Source organism: Catellatospora sp. NPDC049111 (assembly GCF_040648615.1).
In the GTDB taxonomy this organism is placed as follows: domain Bacteria; phylum Actinomycetota; class Actinomycetes; order Mycobacteriales; family Micromonosporaceae; genus Catellatospora; species Catellatospora aurea.
Genome location: NZ_JBEZEB010000056.1, coordinates 1 through 13,661, shown reverse-complemented (window position 1 = coordinate 13,661; position 13,661 = coordinate 1). Strand labels below are relative to the sequence as shown.

The 13,661-nt window shown below is 71.7% G+C and carries 9 protein-coding genes; 6 read left to right on the top strand and 3 right to left on the bottom strand.

The features are described 5' to 3' along the window. The first annotated feature begins 138 nt into the window (after positions 1-138). The 3 genes from AB0B66_RS39910 to AB0B66_RS39900 are packed head-to-tail and all read left to right on the top strand — an operon-like array spanning position 139 to position 5,618. Positions 139-1,560 carry a trehalose-6-phosphate synthase gene (locus AB0B66_RS39910; protein ID WP_203697773.1) on the top strand — a complete coding sequence of 474 codons (1,422 nt, stop codon included), beginning with the start codon at positions 139-141 and terminating at the stop codon, positions 1,558-1,560. Then, positions 1,557-4,097 carry a trehalose-phosphatase gene (gene otsB, locus AB0B66_RS39905; protein ID WP_239167873.1) on the top strand — a complete coding sequence of 847 codons (2,541 nt, stop codon included), beginning with the start codon at positions 1,557-1,559 and terminating at the stop codon, positions 4,095-4,097. Before AB0B66_RS39910 ends, otsB begins: the two co-directional genes overlap by 4 nt. A gap of 51 nt (positions 4,098-4,148) precedes the next feature. Then, positions 4,149-5,618: an ATP-binding protein gene (locus AB0B66_RS39900; protein WP_360540173.1), complete on the top strand. Its 1,470-nt coding sequence runs from the start codon at positions 4,149-4,151 to the stop codon at positions 5,616-5,618. A gap of 184 nt (positions 5,619-5,802) precedes the next feature. Here the strand turns inward: AB0B66_RS39900 and cobA are convergent, their stop codons facing one another. Both cobA and cobT read right to left on the bottom strand, forming a co-directional pair. Further along, positions 5,803-7,002, bottom strand: a complete 1,200-nt coding sequence (gene cobA / locus AB0B66_RS39895) for a uroporphyrinogen-III C-methyltransferase (protein WP_360540171.1) — start codon at positions 7,000-7,002, stop codon at positions 5,803-5,805. A 112-nt stretch (positions 7,003-7,114) separates the two neighbouring features. Further along, positions 7,115-8,188 carry a nicotinate-nucleotide--dimethylbenzimidazole phosphoribosyltransferase gene (gene cobT, locus AB0B66_RS39890; protein ID WP_360540239.1) on the bottom strand — a complete coding sequence of 358 codons (1,074 nt, stop codon included), beginning with the start codon at positions 8,186-8,188 and terminating at the stop codon, positions 7,115-7,117. Between the two features lie 122 nt (positions 8,189-8,310). On the opposite strand from cobT, the gene AB0B66_RS39885 reads away from it, so the two are divergent. Then, complete coding sequence (locus AB0B66_RS39885) at positions 8,311-10,533, top strand: transglycosylase domain-containing protein (RefSeq protein ID WP_360540169.1); 2,223 nt, start codon at positions 8,311-8,313, stop codon at positions 10,531-10,533. A 57-nt stretch (positions 10,534-10,590) separates the two neighbouring features. Here AB0B66_RS39885 and AB0B66_RS39880 read toward each other — a convergent pair whose 3' ends face one another. Next, positions 10,591-11,187, bottom strand: a complete 597-nt coding sequence (locus tag AB0B66_RS39880; protein ID WP_360540167.1) for a GNAT family protein — start codon at positions 11,185-11,187, stop codon at positions 10,591-10,593. Between the two features lie 177 nt (positions 11,188-11,364). On the opposite strand from AB0B66_RS39880, the gene AB0B66_RS39875 reads away from it, so the two are divergent. Beyond that, positions 11,365-12,189 carry an SURF1 family protein gene (locus tag AB0B66_RS39875; RefSeq protein ID WP_360540165.1) on the top strand — a complete coding sequence of 275 codons (825 nt, stop codon included), beginning with the start codon at positions 11,365-11,367 and terminating at the stop codon, positions 12,187-12,189. A 148-nt stretch (positions 12,190-12,337) separates the two neighbouring features. After that, positions 12,338-13,540, top strand: a complete 1,203-nt coding sequence (locus tag AB0B66_RS39870) for a hypothetical protein (RefSeq protein ID WP_360540163.1) — start codon at positions 12,338-12,340, stop codon at positions 13,538-13,540. The last annotated feature ends 121 nt before the right edge of the window (positions 13,541-13,661 follow it).

The window sequence follows — 13,661 nt, the reverse complement described above, 5'->3', positions numbered from 1 at the left end:
GCGGGTTGTGATCAATGCGCCCCGCTGGGATGATCTACACGTATCGCCCCCGCGTGCCGCGCCGATGATCCACCTTTCAGGGGACTTCAGTAGTCTCAGAGGATGGCCCACGATCCACCGATCGGAGGAGAGGCAGCGATGGTCGATCGCAGTCCGTTCGTCGTCGTCGCGAACCGGCTGCCCGTGGACGAAGTGACCACGGACACGCCAGGAGGTCGCGTCACGGGTTCCGGTGACTCCGCCCGCCGCTGGCGGCGCAGTCCCGGCGGGCTCGTCACCGCACTGCACCCGGTGCTCGTCGAGCGCCATGGCACGTGGATCGGCTGGTCGGGTTCGCCCGGCCCGGCTCCGGAGCCGTTCGAGCTGGACGGGATCAACCTGCGGCCGGTGCCGCTCTCCGAAGAAGATCTTGAGCGGTACTACGAGGGCCAGTCCAACGCCACCATCTGGCCGCTCTACCACGACAACGTCGAGCCGCCCGTCTTCCGCCGCCGCTGGCGGGAGGCCTACCGGGTGGTCAACCGCCGCTACGCCGAGGCGGCCGCGGAGGTCGCCGCCGAGGGGGCCACCGTCTGGGTGCAGGACTACCAGCTGCAACTGGTGCCCGCGATGCTGCGGGAGCTGCGCCCCGACCTCAAGATCGGCTTCTTCCTGCACATCCCCTTTCCGCCGATCGAGCTGTTCATGCAGCTGCCGCAGCGCGCCGAGGTGCTGCGCGGGCTGCTCGGGGCCGACCTGGTCGGCTTCCAGCAGCGGCTGGCCGCGCAGAACTTCATCCGGCTGGCCCGCCACCTGCTCGGCACGCCGTACCACGGCAACGTGATCGAGTACGAGGGCCGGCAGGTCAAGGCGGACGCCTTCCCGATCTCGATCGACGTGGGCGAGATGCAGCGTCTCGCGGACAACCCACTTGTCCGGGAGCGCGCGGTGCAGATCCGGGCCGAGCTGGGTGACCCCAAAACGGTCATCCTGGGCGTGGACCGCCTCGACTACACCAAGGGCATCGAGCACCGCCTGAAGGCATATCGCGAGCTCCTGGCCGCGGGACGGCTTTCCGTGCCGGAATCGGTGATGGTGCAGGTGGCGACGCCGAGCCGGGAAAGGGTCGAGCACTACCAGGCACTTCGCATCAAGGTCGAGCGCGAGGTGGGCCGGATCAACGGGGATTTCGGCCGCGTCGGCGTGCCTGCCGTGCATTACCTGCACCAGTCGTACAGTCGCAGTGAGTTGGCCGCGCTCTACTGCGCGGCCGACGTCATGATGGTGACCCCGTTGCGGGACGGTATGAACCTGGTGGCCAAGGAGTACGTGGCGGCACGCTTGGAACATGGTGGCGCACTCGTGTTGAGCGAGTTCGCGGGCGCGGCCGGAGAGCTGCGACAGGCGTTCCTGTGCAACCCCCACGATCTGGACGCGGTCAAGGACGCACTCATGCGCGCGGTCACCGTCGACGAGCACGAGGCCCGGCGCCGGATGAGCGTGATGCAGCGGCACCTGCGGCGTCACGACGTGGCGCGCTGGGCGTCAGACTTCCTGACCGAACTGGGAGCAATACCATGACCCTGGGCATGACCGTCGATCTCGACCGCGACGGCTTCGACCCCGAACTGCGCTCCGCGCTGGCGCAGCTGGCCCGCGTACCGCACCTGCTCGTCGCGTGCGACTACGACGGCACCCTGGCCCCGATCGTGGAGGACCCGTCCGCGGCCGCCCCGATCCCCGAGGCGGTCGCAGCGTTGCGATCGCTGGCCACGCTCCCGCAGACCACCGTCGCGGTGGTCTCCGGGCGGGCGCTGCGCGACCTCGCGGCGCTCTCCCGGCTGCCCAGCGAGGTGCATCTCGTCGGCAGCCACGGCTCCGAGTTCGACATCGGCTTCGTCCAGCGGCTCGCCTCCGACCTGGTCGAGCTGCGCAGCCGGCTGCAGACCGAGCTGGAGCGCATCGCCGCCGAGCATCCGGGCGTACGCCTGGAGAACAAGCCCGCCAGCGTCGCCGTGCACCTGCGCACCGCCTCCCGGGCGGTGGCGGCCGCGGTGACCGACGCCATCCGGTGCGGCCCTGCCGCCTGGGCCGGCGTGCACACCACCGAGGGCAAGGAGGTCGTCGAGCTGTCGGTGCTCGCCTCGCACAAGGGCACCGCGATCGACGAGCTGCGCCGCCAGGTGTCCGCGGGCGCGGTGCTGTTCATGGGCGACGACGTCACCGACGAGAACGCCTTCCGGCAGCTGTCGGGCAAGGACATCGGCGTCAAGGTGGGCGCGGGCGAGACCGCCGCGTCGTTCCGGGTGCAGGACCCGCTGCAGGCGGTGCGCATCCTGGCGCTGCTGCTGGACACCCGGCGGCACTGGCTGTTCGGCGAGCGGGCGGTGCCGATCGAGCGCCACTCGATGCTGGCCGACGGCCGCACCGTCGCGCTGATCAGCCCGGACGCCCGGGTGAGCTGGCTGTGCCACCCGCGGCCGGACAGCGCGGCCATCTTCGCCGACCTGCTCGGCGGCGCGCCCGCGGGCCACTTCAGCATCGCCCCGCAGCGCGGCGGGCACCCGCTGGGCCAGCGCTACCGCCCCGGCACGATGACCGTGGAGACGCGCTGGTCCGGGGTGACCGTGACGGACTGGCTCGAAGGCGACAGCCTCATGCGCCGCCTGACCGGCAACACCGTGGTCCGCGTCGAGTACGCGCCGCGGCCCGAGTTCGGGCAGGTGCCGGTGCAGCTGCAGCCGCTCACCGACGGGCTGCTCGTGCTGGGCACCAGCGAGCACCTGTGCCTGTACTCCCCCGGCGTGGAGTGGGACGTCGTCGACGACGGCGGGCACGACACCGCCCGCGCGGTCATCGACCTGTCGAAGATGAACGGCGAGGCGCTGCTGGAGATGCGCATGCGCAGCCACAACCTGACCGCGCACCCGCTGTCCGCGGGCGAGCGGCTGGAGCTGGTCGAGCAGCCGTGGCGGGAGTGGGCCAACTCCCTGGAACTGCCCTCGGTCGAGAAGGAGGTGGTCATGCGCAGCGCGCTCACGCTGCGCGGGCTGTGCCACTTCGAGGGCGGCGGCGTCATCGCGGCGGCGACCACCTCGCTGCCGGAGACGCTCGGCGGCATCCGCAACTGGGACTACCGCTTCGTCTGGCTGCGCGACGGCGCGATGACCGTCAAGGCGCTGGTCGAGCTGGGCTCGCTGACCGAGGCCGAGGCGTTCCTGCGGTGGGTCGACGGTGTGGTCGACCGGACCGGCGGGCACCCGGAGCGGCTGCACCCGCTCTACACCGTGGACGGCTACGAGCTGGGCCCGGAGGCCGTGATCGAGAGCCTGCCCGGCTACGCCGGCTCCCGGCCGGTGCGCGTCGGCAACGCCGCCAACAAGCAGCTCCAGCTGGACGTGTTCGGCCCCGTCGCGGACGTGCTGATGGCGGTCGCGGACAAGCGCGGCAAGATCCGCCACGAGGAGTGGCGGGTCATGGAGGCCATGGTGCAGGCCTGCTCGCAGCGCTGGCACGAGCCCGACCACGGCATCTGGGAGGCCCGGCTGCCTCCGCGCCACCACGTGTACTCCAAGGTCATGTCCTGGATGACGGTGGACCGCGCCCTGCAGGTGCTGGAGCGGCACACCACCGAGGAACGCCCCGAGTGGGTCGAGCTGCGGGACCGGATCGCCGAGAACGTCCTGCACCAGGGCTGGCACGAGGGCACCAAGGCGTACACGGTGGCCTACGGCTTCCCGGAGATGGACGCCTCCAGCCTGTGGATCGGCCTGTCCGGCCTGCTGGCCGACGACGACCCGCGCTTCCTGGACACGGTGCTGGCCGTCGAGGCCGAGCTGCGTTCCGGCCCGGTCGTCTACCGCTACAAGTGGGACGACGGCATGCCCGGCAAGGAGGGCGGCTTCCACATCTGCACCGCCTGGCTGATCGAGGCCTACCTGCGCACCGGCCGCCGCGCCGACGCCGAGGAACTCTTCGACCAGATGCTCGCCACCGCCGGCCCGACCGGCCTGCTCCCCGAGCAGTACGACCCGGACCTGGAGCGCGGCCTCGGCAACCACCCGCAGGCCTACAGCCACCTCGGCCTGATCCGCTGCGCCCAGCTCCTCGGCCGCTGATCCAGCAACTATGGTAGCGGCAACTATGATAGTTGCCGCTACCATAGTTATGTGGACACATCGAAACCTGAGCGGTTGCACGGCCGCGCCGTCGAATGGGACGAGCTGACCGACTTCGTGTCCGCGCCGACGCCCGGCGCGACGCTCGGGCTCGTCTACGGCCGCCGCCGCCAGGGCAAGACGCTCATGCTCGAACTGCTCGCCCAGCAGGCCGGCGGTTTCTTCTTCGGCGCGACCCAGCAGACCGAGAGCCAGAACCTGGCCGACCTCGGCCGCGCGCTGGCCGAGCACCGCGGGCTCGGCTCGCCCCTGGCTCCGGCCGACTGGCGCGAGGCGCTGACCGAGCTGATCCGCCTCGGACGGGAGCGGCAGCTGCCCGTCGTCATCGACGAGTTCCCGTACCTGGTCGCCACGACCCCGGCCCTGCCGTCGTACCTGCAGCAGGCGCTCAGCCCGCTCGGCGAGGCCAAGCAGGACACCCGCACCCGGCTCATCCTCTGCGGCAGCGCGCTCACCACGATGTCCACGCTGCTCAGCGCGGGCGCGCCGCTGCGCGGCCGGGCGGTGCTGGAACTGGTGGTGCGCCCGTTCGGCTACCGCGAGGCGGCCGCCTTCTGGGGGCTCGATGATCCCGAGCTGGCGTTTCGCGTCAACGCGCTGGTCGGCGGCACCCCGGCGTACCTGGAGATGAGCGGCGGGACGGGTCCGCGCAGCGCCGCCGACTTCGGCCGCTGGGTGCTGCGCCGGATCGTCAACCCGGCGTCGGCGATGTTCCGCGAGGGCAGCCTGCTGCTGCGCGAGGACCCGTCGATCGCTGACCCCACGTCGTACGCCGCCGTGCTGACCGCGCTCAGCGCCGGCAAGGTCCGCCGCACCGAGATCGCGGCCGAACTCGGCCGGCCCGCCTCCGCGCTGGCCCACCTGCTCAACGGGCTGCAGGGCATCGGCCTGGTCGAGGCCGTCGACGACGCCCTGCGCAGCAAGCGCACCGTCTACCGGATCACCGAACCGGTCGTCCGGCTGTACCAGCTGATCATCAACCGGCACGAGGCCGAGCTGGTCGCCGGGCGAGCGGAGCAGGTGTGGGACCGCAACAGCGACACCATCGCCTCCAAGATCTACGGACCGCACTTCGAGGACCTGACCAGGCAGTGGTGCCTGCGGCACGCGAGCGAGCAGACCCTCGGCGGCCTGGCGAGCCGGGCGCTGCCCACCGAACTCCCCTGCCGGGAGCACCGGGCCGGGCACGAACTGGACGCCGTCGTCTGGGAGACCCGCTCCGGCCACCCGGACCGCATCATCGCGATCGGCGAGGCGAAGGCCACCGCCAGCCCTGTCGGCGTCGACGAGTTGCACCGCCTGGAGCACCTGCGCACCCTGTTGCCCGCTGAAGCCGCGATCCCCGCGCCCCGGCTGCTGCTGTTCGCCCGCTCGGGCTTCACCCCCGCACTGAAACGCACCGCGTCCACCCGCGGCGACGTCGAACTCGTCGACCTGGCCCGCCTCTACCAGGGGTCGTGACGGCCCCGGGTCCCGACGACCGGCCCTGCCGTCACGCTTACCGGCCGCGGCGGCGTACACCGCTTCATGATCTGTTTTTGTGGACGCTGGGTGCCCCCATAGGGGCCGCTGGCGTCCACAAAAACAGATCATGGCTGCGAACGGCCCCGGATCTTGCCGCGGCGCGACCCGGGTCCAGGCGGGGTCAGAAAGTGGTGGGCAGGACGTCGACGACGTCGCCGATGACGACGATGGCGGGCGGGCTCAGCTGCTCGGCCAGGGCGGGCAGGTCGGCGAGGGTCCCGTGGACCGACTTCTGCTGGTCGGTGGTGCCCTCCTGGACGATCGCGGCCGGGGTGGCGGCGTCGCGGCCGTGGGCCAGCAGGGTCGCCACGATGGCGGGCAGGTTCTTCAGGCCCATCAGGATGACCAGGGTGCCGCGCAGCCGGGCCAGCGCGGGCCAGTCGACCAGCGAGTCCGGGTGGTCCGGGCCGAGGTGCCCGCTGATCACGGTGAACTCGTGCGCGACCCGGCGGTGGGTCACCGGGATGCCGGCTGCCGCGGGCACCGAGATCGCGCTGGTCACACCGGGTACCACGGTCACCGGGACGCCCGCCTCGGCGCAGGCCAGCACCTCTTCGCCGCCCCGGCCGAAGACATAGGGATCGCCGCCCTTGAGGCGTACCACGAACAGCCCGGCCTTGGCCCGCTCCACCAGGATGCGGTTGATCTCCTCCTGCTGCGCGGCCGGGCCGTACGGCAGTTTCGCCACGTCGACCAGCTCCACGTCCGCCCGCAGCTCGTCGAGCAGCAGGCCGGGTCCGAGCCGGTCGGCGACCACCACGTCCGCGGCGGCCAGCAGGCGGCGGCCCTTGACCGTGATCAGCTCCGGGTCGCCGGGGCCGCCGCCCACCAGCGCCACGGTGCCCTTGATCGTCTCCGGCACCGTCGCCTCGTCGGTGGCCAGCAGGTTCGCGATGCGGTCACGCACCGCGACCGCCCGCCGGGGCGAACCGCCCGCGAGCACGGCGACCGTCACCGCCCCGTGCCGGGCCACCGCCGGGGTCCAGGCGCTCGCGGCGTGCCGGTCGTCGGCGCGTACGCAGAAGATGCGGCGACGCTCAGCGGCGGCCGAGACCGACTCGGCGGCCTCGTGGTCGTCGACCGCGACCTGCACCAGCCAGACGCCGTCCAGGTCGTCCTCGACGAACGCTCGCTCCCGCCAGGTGAGCCGGCCCGCGTCGGCCAGGCCGCGCAGCGCCGGGGTCAGCTCCGGCGCGACCAGGCGCACCTGCGCCCCGGCCGCCAGCAGCGCGGGCACTCGCCGGGTCGCCACCGCGCCCCCGCCGACGACCAGCACCAGCCGCCCGTCCAACCGCAACGCCAGGGGATACAGCTCAGTCACGGGCGTCCTCACTCGGTTCGCACGGCGAGCCACCACCCACCGCCGCGGCCGCCGTGGCGGCGGCCGCTGTCATTCTCGTCTGTGCAGTGAAACCGGGCTCAGCCCGGCGGGCTCACTCCTCGACTTTCGCGGCGACTCCGGCGCTGTCGAAGGTCGCCATCTCGTGCAGGACCCGCACCGCGCCGGCGACGATCGGGTAGGCCAGCACCGCGCCGGTGCCCTCGCCCAGCCGGAGGCCGAGGTCGAGCAGCGGGTTCAGTTCGAGCTGCGACAGGGCCACGCTAGCGCCCGGCTCCACCGACTGGTGTCCGGCGATCATGGCATCCCGGCTGCTGGGCGCGATGGCGGCGGCGGTCAGCGCGGCGGCGGCCGCGATCACGCCGTCGAGGATGACGGGCACCCGGCGCGACGCCGCACCCAGGATGAAACCGGTCAGGCCGGCGTGCTCCAGACCGCCGATCGCGGCGAGCACGGCCACCGGATCGCCGGCGGCGTCGTCGCCCCAGGACGGGCCGTGCAGCGCCAGCGCCTGCCGGATGACCTCGACCTTGCGCAGGTGGGTGGGCGCGTCGATGCCCGTGCCGTAGCCGGTCACCACGCCGGGGTCGCGCCCGGTGAAGGCCGAGATGAGCGCCGCCGACGCGGTCGTGTTGCCGATGCCCATGTCGCCGGTGAGCAGCACCCGCGCCCCGCCGTCGATCATCGCGTACGCGGTCTGGATGCCGACCTCCAGCGCGGCCTGCGCCTCGGCGCGGGTCATCGCGGGCTCGACGGTCATGTCCCGGGTGCCGGCGCGGACCTTGGCCGAGACCAGGCCCGCGGCCGCAGGCAGGTCGGCGGCGACCCCGATGTCGACCACGGTCACCGTGACGCCGGTCTGCCGGGCGAAGGCGTTCACGGCCGCGCCGCCGGCCAGGAAGTTCACGACCATCTGTGCGGTGACCTCTTGCGGCCACGGCGTCACGCCCTGCGCGTGCACCCCGTGGTCACCGGCGAAGATCGCCAGCTGGGCCGAGTCCAGCATCGGCGGCGGGCAGACCGCGGTCAGGCCGGCCAGGCGCACCGACAGTTCCTCCAGCTCACCCAGCGATCCGGCCGGCTTGGTCAGCCGGGCCTGCAGTTCGCGGGCCTGGTTCATCGCGGCGGCGTCGAGCGGACGGACCGCCTCGATCGTTAAGCCCAACAGCTCACTCGTCACGACCTCACCTCACCATGTCGACTGTCGCGATGCCGACTCGGGGGCAGAAATCGTCGCGTCTTTTACTGCTTTGAATCCTTCTTCTGAGTAGTTTGTCCTACCTTTGTAGGGTGAAGCCGCTTAGCCGCCTAAAAGGTGCAATTTCCGCCACTGGACGTCTCGCGCCGATCCTGCGGTCGGGCCTGATCGCGGGCGTCGTCGTAGCCGCGGTCACCTACCCCCTCGCCGCCGTCGGCGGCCTGGGACTGAAGGCCGGCGCAGATTTCTACGACTCGCTGCCCTCGGAACTCAAAAGCCTGCCGCCGGCGCAGACCAGCTACGTGTACGCCTCGGACGGCAAGACGCTGCTCACGAACTTCTACGAGGAACATCGCAAGTACACGCCGATCGCGAGCATCTCGGAGAACATCCGCAAGGCGATCGTGGCCAGTGAGGACGGGCGCTTCTACGAGCACAACGGCGTCGACGCCAAGGGCATCGCCCGCGCCTTCGTAGCCAACCACACCGCGGGCGAGGTGTCCCAGGGCGCGTCGACCCTGACCATGCAGTACGTGCGTATGGCCCTGCGCGACGGCGCGCAGACCCCCAGCGAGGTCATGGCGGCGACCGAGCAGACCCCCATCCGCAAGATCCGCGAGGCGCGGCTGGCCATCAAGGTCGAGAAGGAGATGTCGAAGACCGACATCCTGGAGCGCTACCTGAACGTGGCCTACTTCGGACACCGCGCGTACGGCGTCTTCGCCGCGGCGCAGATCTTCTTCTCCAAGCTGCCGCAGGACCTGACGCTGGCCGAGTCGGCGACACTGGCGGGCCTGGTCAAGGCGCCGACGGCGTACGACCCGGCGGGCAGCGACCAGACGGCGGCCACCCAGCGGCGCAACTACGTGATCGACCGCATGGCCGAACTCGGCTACATCACTCCCGCGGTCGCGGACACCACGAAGAAGGAGCCGATCAAGCTCAAGATCACCGAGCCGCCGAACGACTGCATCGCGGTCGCCAAGAAGAACAACAGCTGGGGCTTCTTCTGCGACATGTTCAAGAACTGGTGGCTGTCGCAGCCCGCCTTCGGGGCCAACCCCGGCGAGCGCGAGGACAACCTGCGCCGCGGTGGCTACAAGATCACCACTTCGCTGGACCCGAAGGTCCAGGACATCGCGATGGACCACGTCACCAAGCGCCAGCCGATCGGCAGCGCGTACGCCCTGGGCGAGGTGGTCGTGCAGCCCGGCACCGGGCTGGTCAAGGCGATGGCGGTGAACCGCACGTACTCGCTCGACCAGGCGGGCAACGGGGCGCACACCGACCCCAAGCGGTACGGCAAGATCAAGGGCAACTACCCGAACACGGTGAACCCGCTGCTCGGCGGCGGCAACCTGCCCGGATACCAGGCAGGCTCGACGTTCAAGATCTTCACGATGGTCGCCGCGCTCGACGCCGGCATGAAGATGAACACCTGGTTCTACGCGCCGCACCGCTACAAGTCGCAGTACTTCGCCGGCTGGGGCGAGCGCGGCTCCTGCGGCGGCGGGCACTGGTGCCCGTCCAACGCGAGCGGCTCGATGACCGGCAACCACGCCATGTGGTCGGGCTTCGGCAAGTCGGTCAACACGTACTTCGTGCAGCTGGAGCAGAAGGTCGGCGCGGACAAGGCGGTCCGCATGGCCGAGCGGCTCGGCCTGAAGTGGCGCACCGACATCGACAAGCTGCAGGCCTCGCCGGGCAAGTCCAAGACCTGGGGCTCGTTCACCCTCGGCGTCGCGGACACCACGCCGCTGGAGATGGCCAACGCGTACGCCACGATGGCCGCCGACGGCAAGTTCTGCGAGGTCCTGCCCGTCACCGGAATCGTCAAGCCCGACGGCACCCCGGCGATGATGGACGTCAAGGGCAAGCAGGTGCCGGTCGCGACGCCGCGCTGCCGGCAGGAGGTCAGCAAGGACGTGGCCCGTGCCGCCACCGACGCGATGCGCTGCGTCACCGGGTACGGCGCGGCCAAGGGCGCATGCGGCGGCTGGTCCACCGCGCCCGGCGTGTACGGCATGGTCGACCGCCCGGTCGCCGGCAAGACGGGTACCACCGACGACACCCGCGCCGCCTGGTTCGTCGGCTTCACCAAGGAACTGGCCGCGGCGTCGTTCATGGCCGATCCGGACAACCCGTTCCACGCCACCGGCGACTACAACTCCTGGAAACCGATCGAGACCGTGGCGTACACCCTGAAGGACGCGCTCAAGGGCAAGGACGTGCAGCAGTTCACGCCGCCGTCGGACAACATCCTCGGCAAGAAGCCGGCGAACCTGCCGAAGATGAAGAAAAAGAAGAAGAACTGAACGGCTCACACAGTGAAGGGGCCCCGCCGGTCGGCGGGGCCCCTTCACGTTGAGACATCAGCGCAGGTCGGCCGCCACTATCGACCAGACCTCCAGGTCCACCCGGCCGCTGTGCACGTATCCGGCGTTGCGCAGCAGGCCCTCGTAGGTGAAGCCCGCCTTCTCGGCCACCCGGCGCGAGGCCGTGTTGCCCGGGGCCACCCGCAGCTCGATGCGCTGGAAGCCGTGCTCCAGCACCAGCGCCAGGGTCAGCGCGTCCACCGCCTCCGGAGCCATGCCCAGCCCCCGGGTGTCCGCGGAGACCGCGTACGAGATCTCGGTGACCCGGCCGACCCAGTCCGTGCGCTTCGTCCACAGGCAGCCGACCAGGCGCTGGTCCTCGCGCCGCACGATGCCGTAGTGGTCGCCCGCCCCGCTGTCGCGGCGCTCACCCGCCATCTCCGTGCACCACGAGCGCCCGTCGATCTGCCCGAACTCCTTCGGGAACGGCAGCCAGCGCTGCGTCTGCTTGTCCGCGAAGATCTCCGTGACCGGGTCGGCGTCGGCGGCCAGCAGCGGCCGCACGTCCAGCCGCGGGGTCTGCACGGTCATCGTCGGAAAACGGCGCACGGCGACGTTGCCCAGCCCGGCCACGCCGGGATCGTTGGCAGGCATACGAGGACTCCAGACGTAAGGGCAGCCGCCTCGGCGGAACACAGGTGCTGTTTCACGGACGCGCGGCCGCTGTCCGAAGCTGCACCATACCCGCTGGCCCAACCGGTCGCCCGAGTGACCGCTCCACCGATCGGCCGTGACAGAACTCACAGCTCAGGGCATAGGTAAACTGCCCGGGTGCACGCCCTCCTCACCCGCCGCTGGCTGACCGTCTTCGCCGTCGCCCTGCTCGCCTCCTTCGTGATGGTGCTGCTCGGCCGCTGGCAGTGGAGCCGGTACGAGCTGCGCAGCGCGATCAACGACCGGATCGACGCCAGCACTGTGGTCACACCGGTGCCGGTGGGCGACGTCCTGGCCCCCGCCACCGGCAAGGGCGCGGCGCCGGGACCCGGCGAGGGCGCGGCCTGGACCCGGGTCACCACGACCGGGCGGTACGACACCACGCAGGAGATCCTGGTCCGCAACCGCACCGTCGACGGCACCGTCGGCTACGAGATCCTCACGCCGCTGCTGCTGGCCGACGGCTCGGCGCTGCTCGTCGACCGCGGCTGGGTGCCGCCGCACCCCGACGGCATCACCGTCGCGCCGCAGTTCCCCGCCGCGCCGGACGGCACCGTCACCGTCGTCGGCCGGGTGCACCTGACCGAGTCCGGCGCGAGCGGCGTCGACCAGCGCAACGGCCACTGGGAGACCCGCCGCGTCAGCGTGCCCGCGATCGCGGAGAAGCTGCCCTACCCGGTGCTCGGCGCGTACGTGCTCGCCGACGCCGACACCCCCGGCGCGCAGGGCCTCACCGCGATCGAGGTCGGCCACGAGAACGACTGGCTCAACCTCGGCTACGCGGTGCAGTGGTGGATCTTCGCAGCCGGCGCCCTGGTCGGCGTCGCCTATCTGGCTCGCAAGGACCTGCGCGAACAGCAGGCCGCAGCGGAGTCCGGCACGGGTCCGGACCCTGACCTCGACCCGGAATCCGCGCCCGCCGACGCCGTGACGCCCGCCTGAGCTGCTCCGACGTAGCGGGATCGGTTCTCATCCCGGCCGCTGTGCCCGACCGTCCGGTGTGCACGCCGCTGCCGGACACCGGGCTGTGCACGGGCGGTCACCCCGGTGAGCGCTGATGCCGTTGCGGGCCAGCGGCTATCGTGCCGGTGTGACCGACGAGCAGCCCGACAAGCCGACCCCCGACCTGCCGCCCACCCTGCCGCTGCCGACCGAGCCGCTGGCGGCCTTCGGCGCGCGTGCCCGGGCCGAGATGCCCGGCGCGGCTCAGGTCCCCGTCGCTGCTCCACCTAGCGAACCCCCGGCCCTGCCCACCATGCCGGTGGTCTACGTCGCCACCCCGCCCGTGCCCCCGGCCGACCCGACGCAGGCCTTCCCTGCCGCCCCTGCCGTGGGCTCGGCACAGGTCCCCGCCCCGCCGGCCCCTTCCGCGCCGGCGGTGGGTTCCGCGCAGGTCTCCACTCCCCCGGTCGGGCCCGCTGTCGGATCCGCGCAGGTCTCGGCTCCCACGATCCCGTCGGCCGTGGCACCGCTCGCGCCCACCGCACCGATCTCGTCGGCACCCGCCGTCGGATCCGCGCAGGTCTCTTCGCCCGCCGTCGCGCCACCGCTCGCGCCCACCGCACCCATCTCCTCCGCACCCGCCGTGGGATCGGCACAGGTCTCGACTCCTCCAGTCGCACCACCCATGCCACCGCTCGCGCCCACCGCACCGATCTCCTCGGCACCCGCCGTCGGATCCGCGCAGGTCTCGACGCCTCCGGTCGCGCCTCCCGCACCGCCGCTCGCGCCTACCGCACCCATCGCCTCGGCACCCGCCGTCGGATCCGCGCAGGTCTCGACGCCTCCAGTCGCGCCCGTCGCACCGTCGGTCCCGCCCGTTGCACCGCCGCCCGCGGCTCGGGCCACGCAGCCCGCGCCGCCTCGGTTGCAACTGCCGAACGAGCCGGCTCCGGCGACCCGTCCCCCGGCCACGCCCCCGGGGCGGCCGGCCGCCGGGCCGGGGCCGGTGCTGGTGCAGCTCGGTGAAGTGTCGGTCAGCTCGACCACCATTCACACGCCGTCGGGCGAGATCCCGCTGCGCGGTTCGCAGTGGACGGTCAGCGACCAGTGGCACTCCCAACAGCGCATCCCCGCGTGGGCGGTGGTCTGCGCGGTCGTGGGCTTCTTCCTGGTCTGCTTCCTGAGCCTGCTCTTCCTGCTCGCCAAGGAGACCCGGTACAGCGGCACGGTGCAGGTCCTCATCACCAACGGCCCGCGGCAGTACGTGATCCGCATCCCGGTGACCGACCAGCGCGTGGTCGCCCACATCCACGCCCAGGTCAACTACGCCCGTTCACTGGCCGCCCTGTAGCGGCCCGCCGGGGGCGCACCTTAGTCGACGGTGGGCGTAGAAAAAAGGGACGCGGCGGTAGGACATGAATTGTTAAGGGAACCGGGCTAGGGAAACGGGCGGGCGGGGGGGTGGCGCCCCC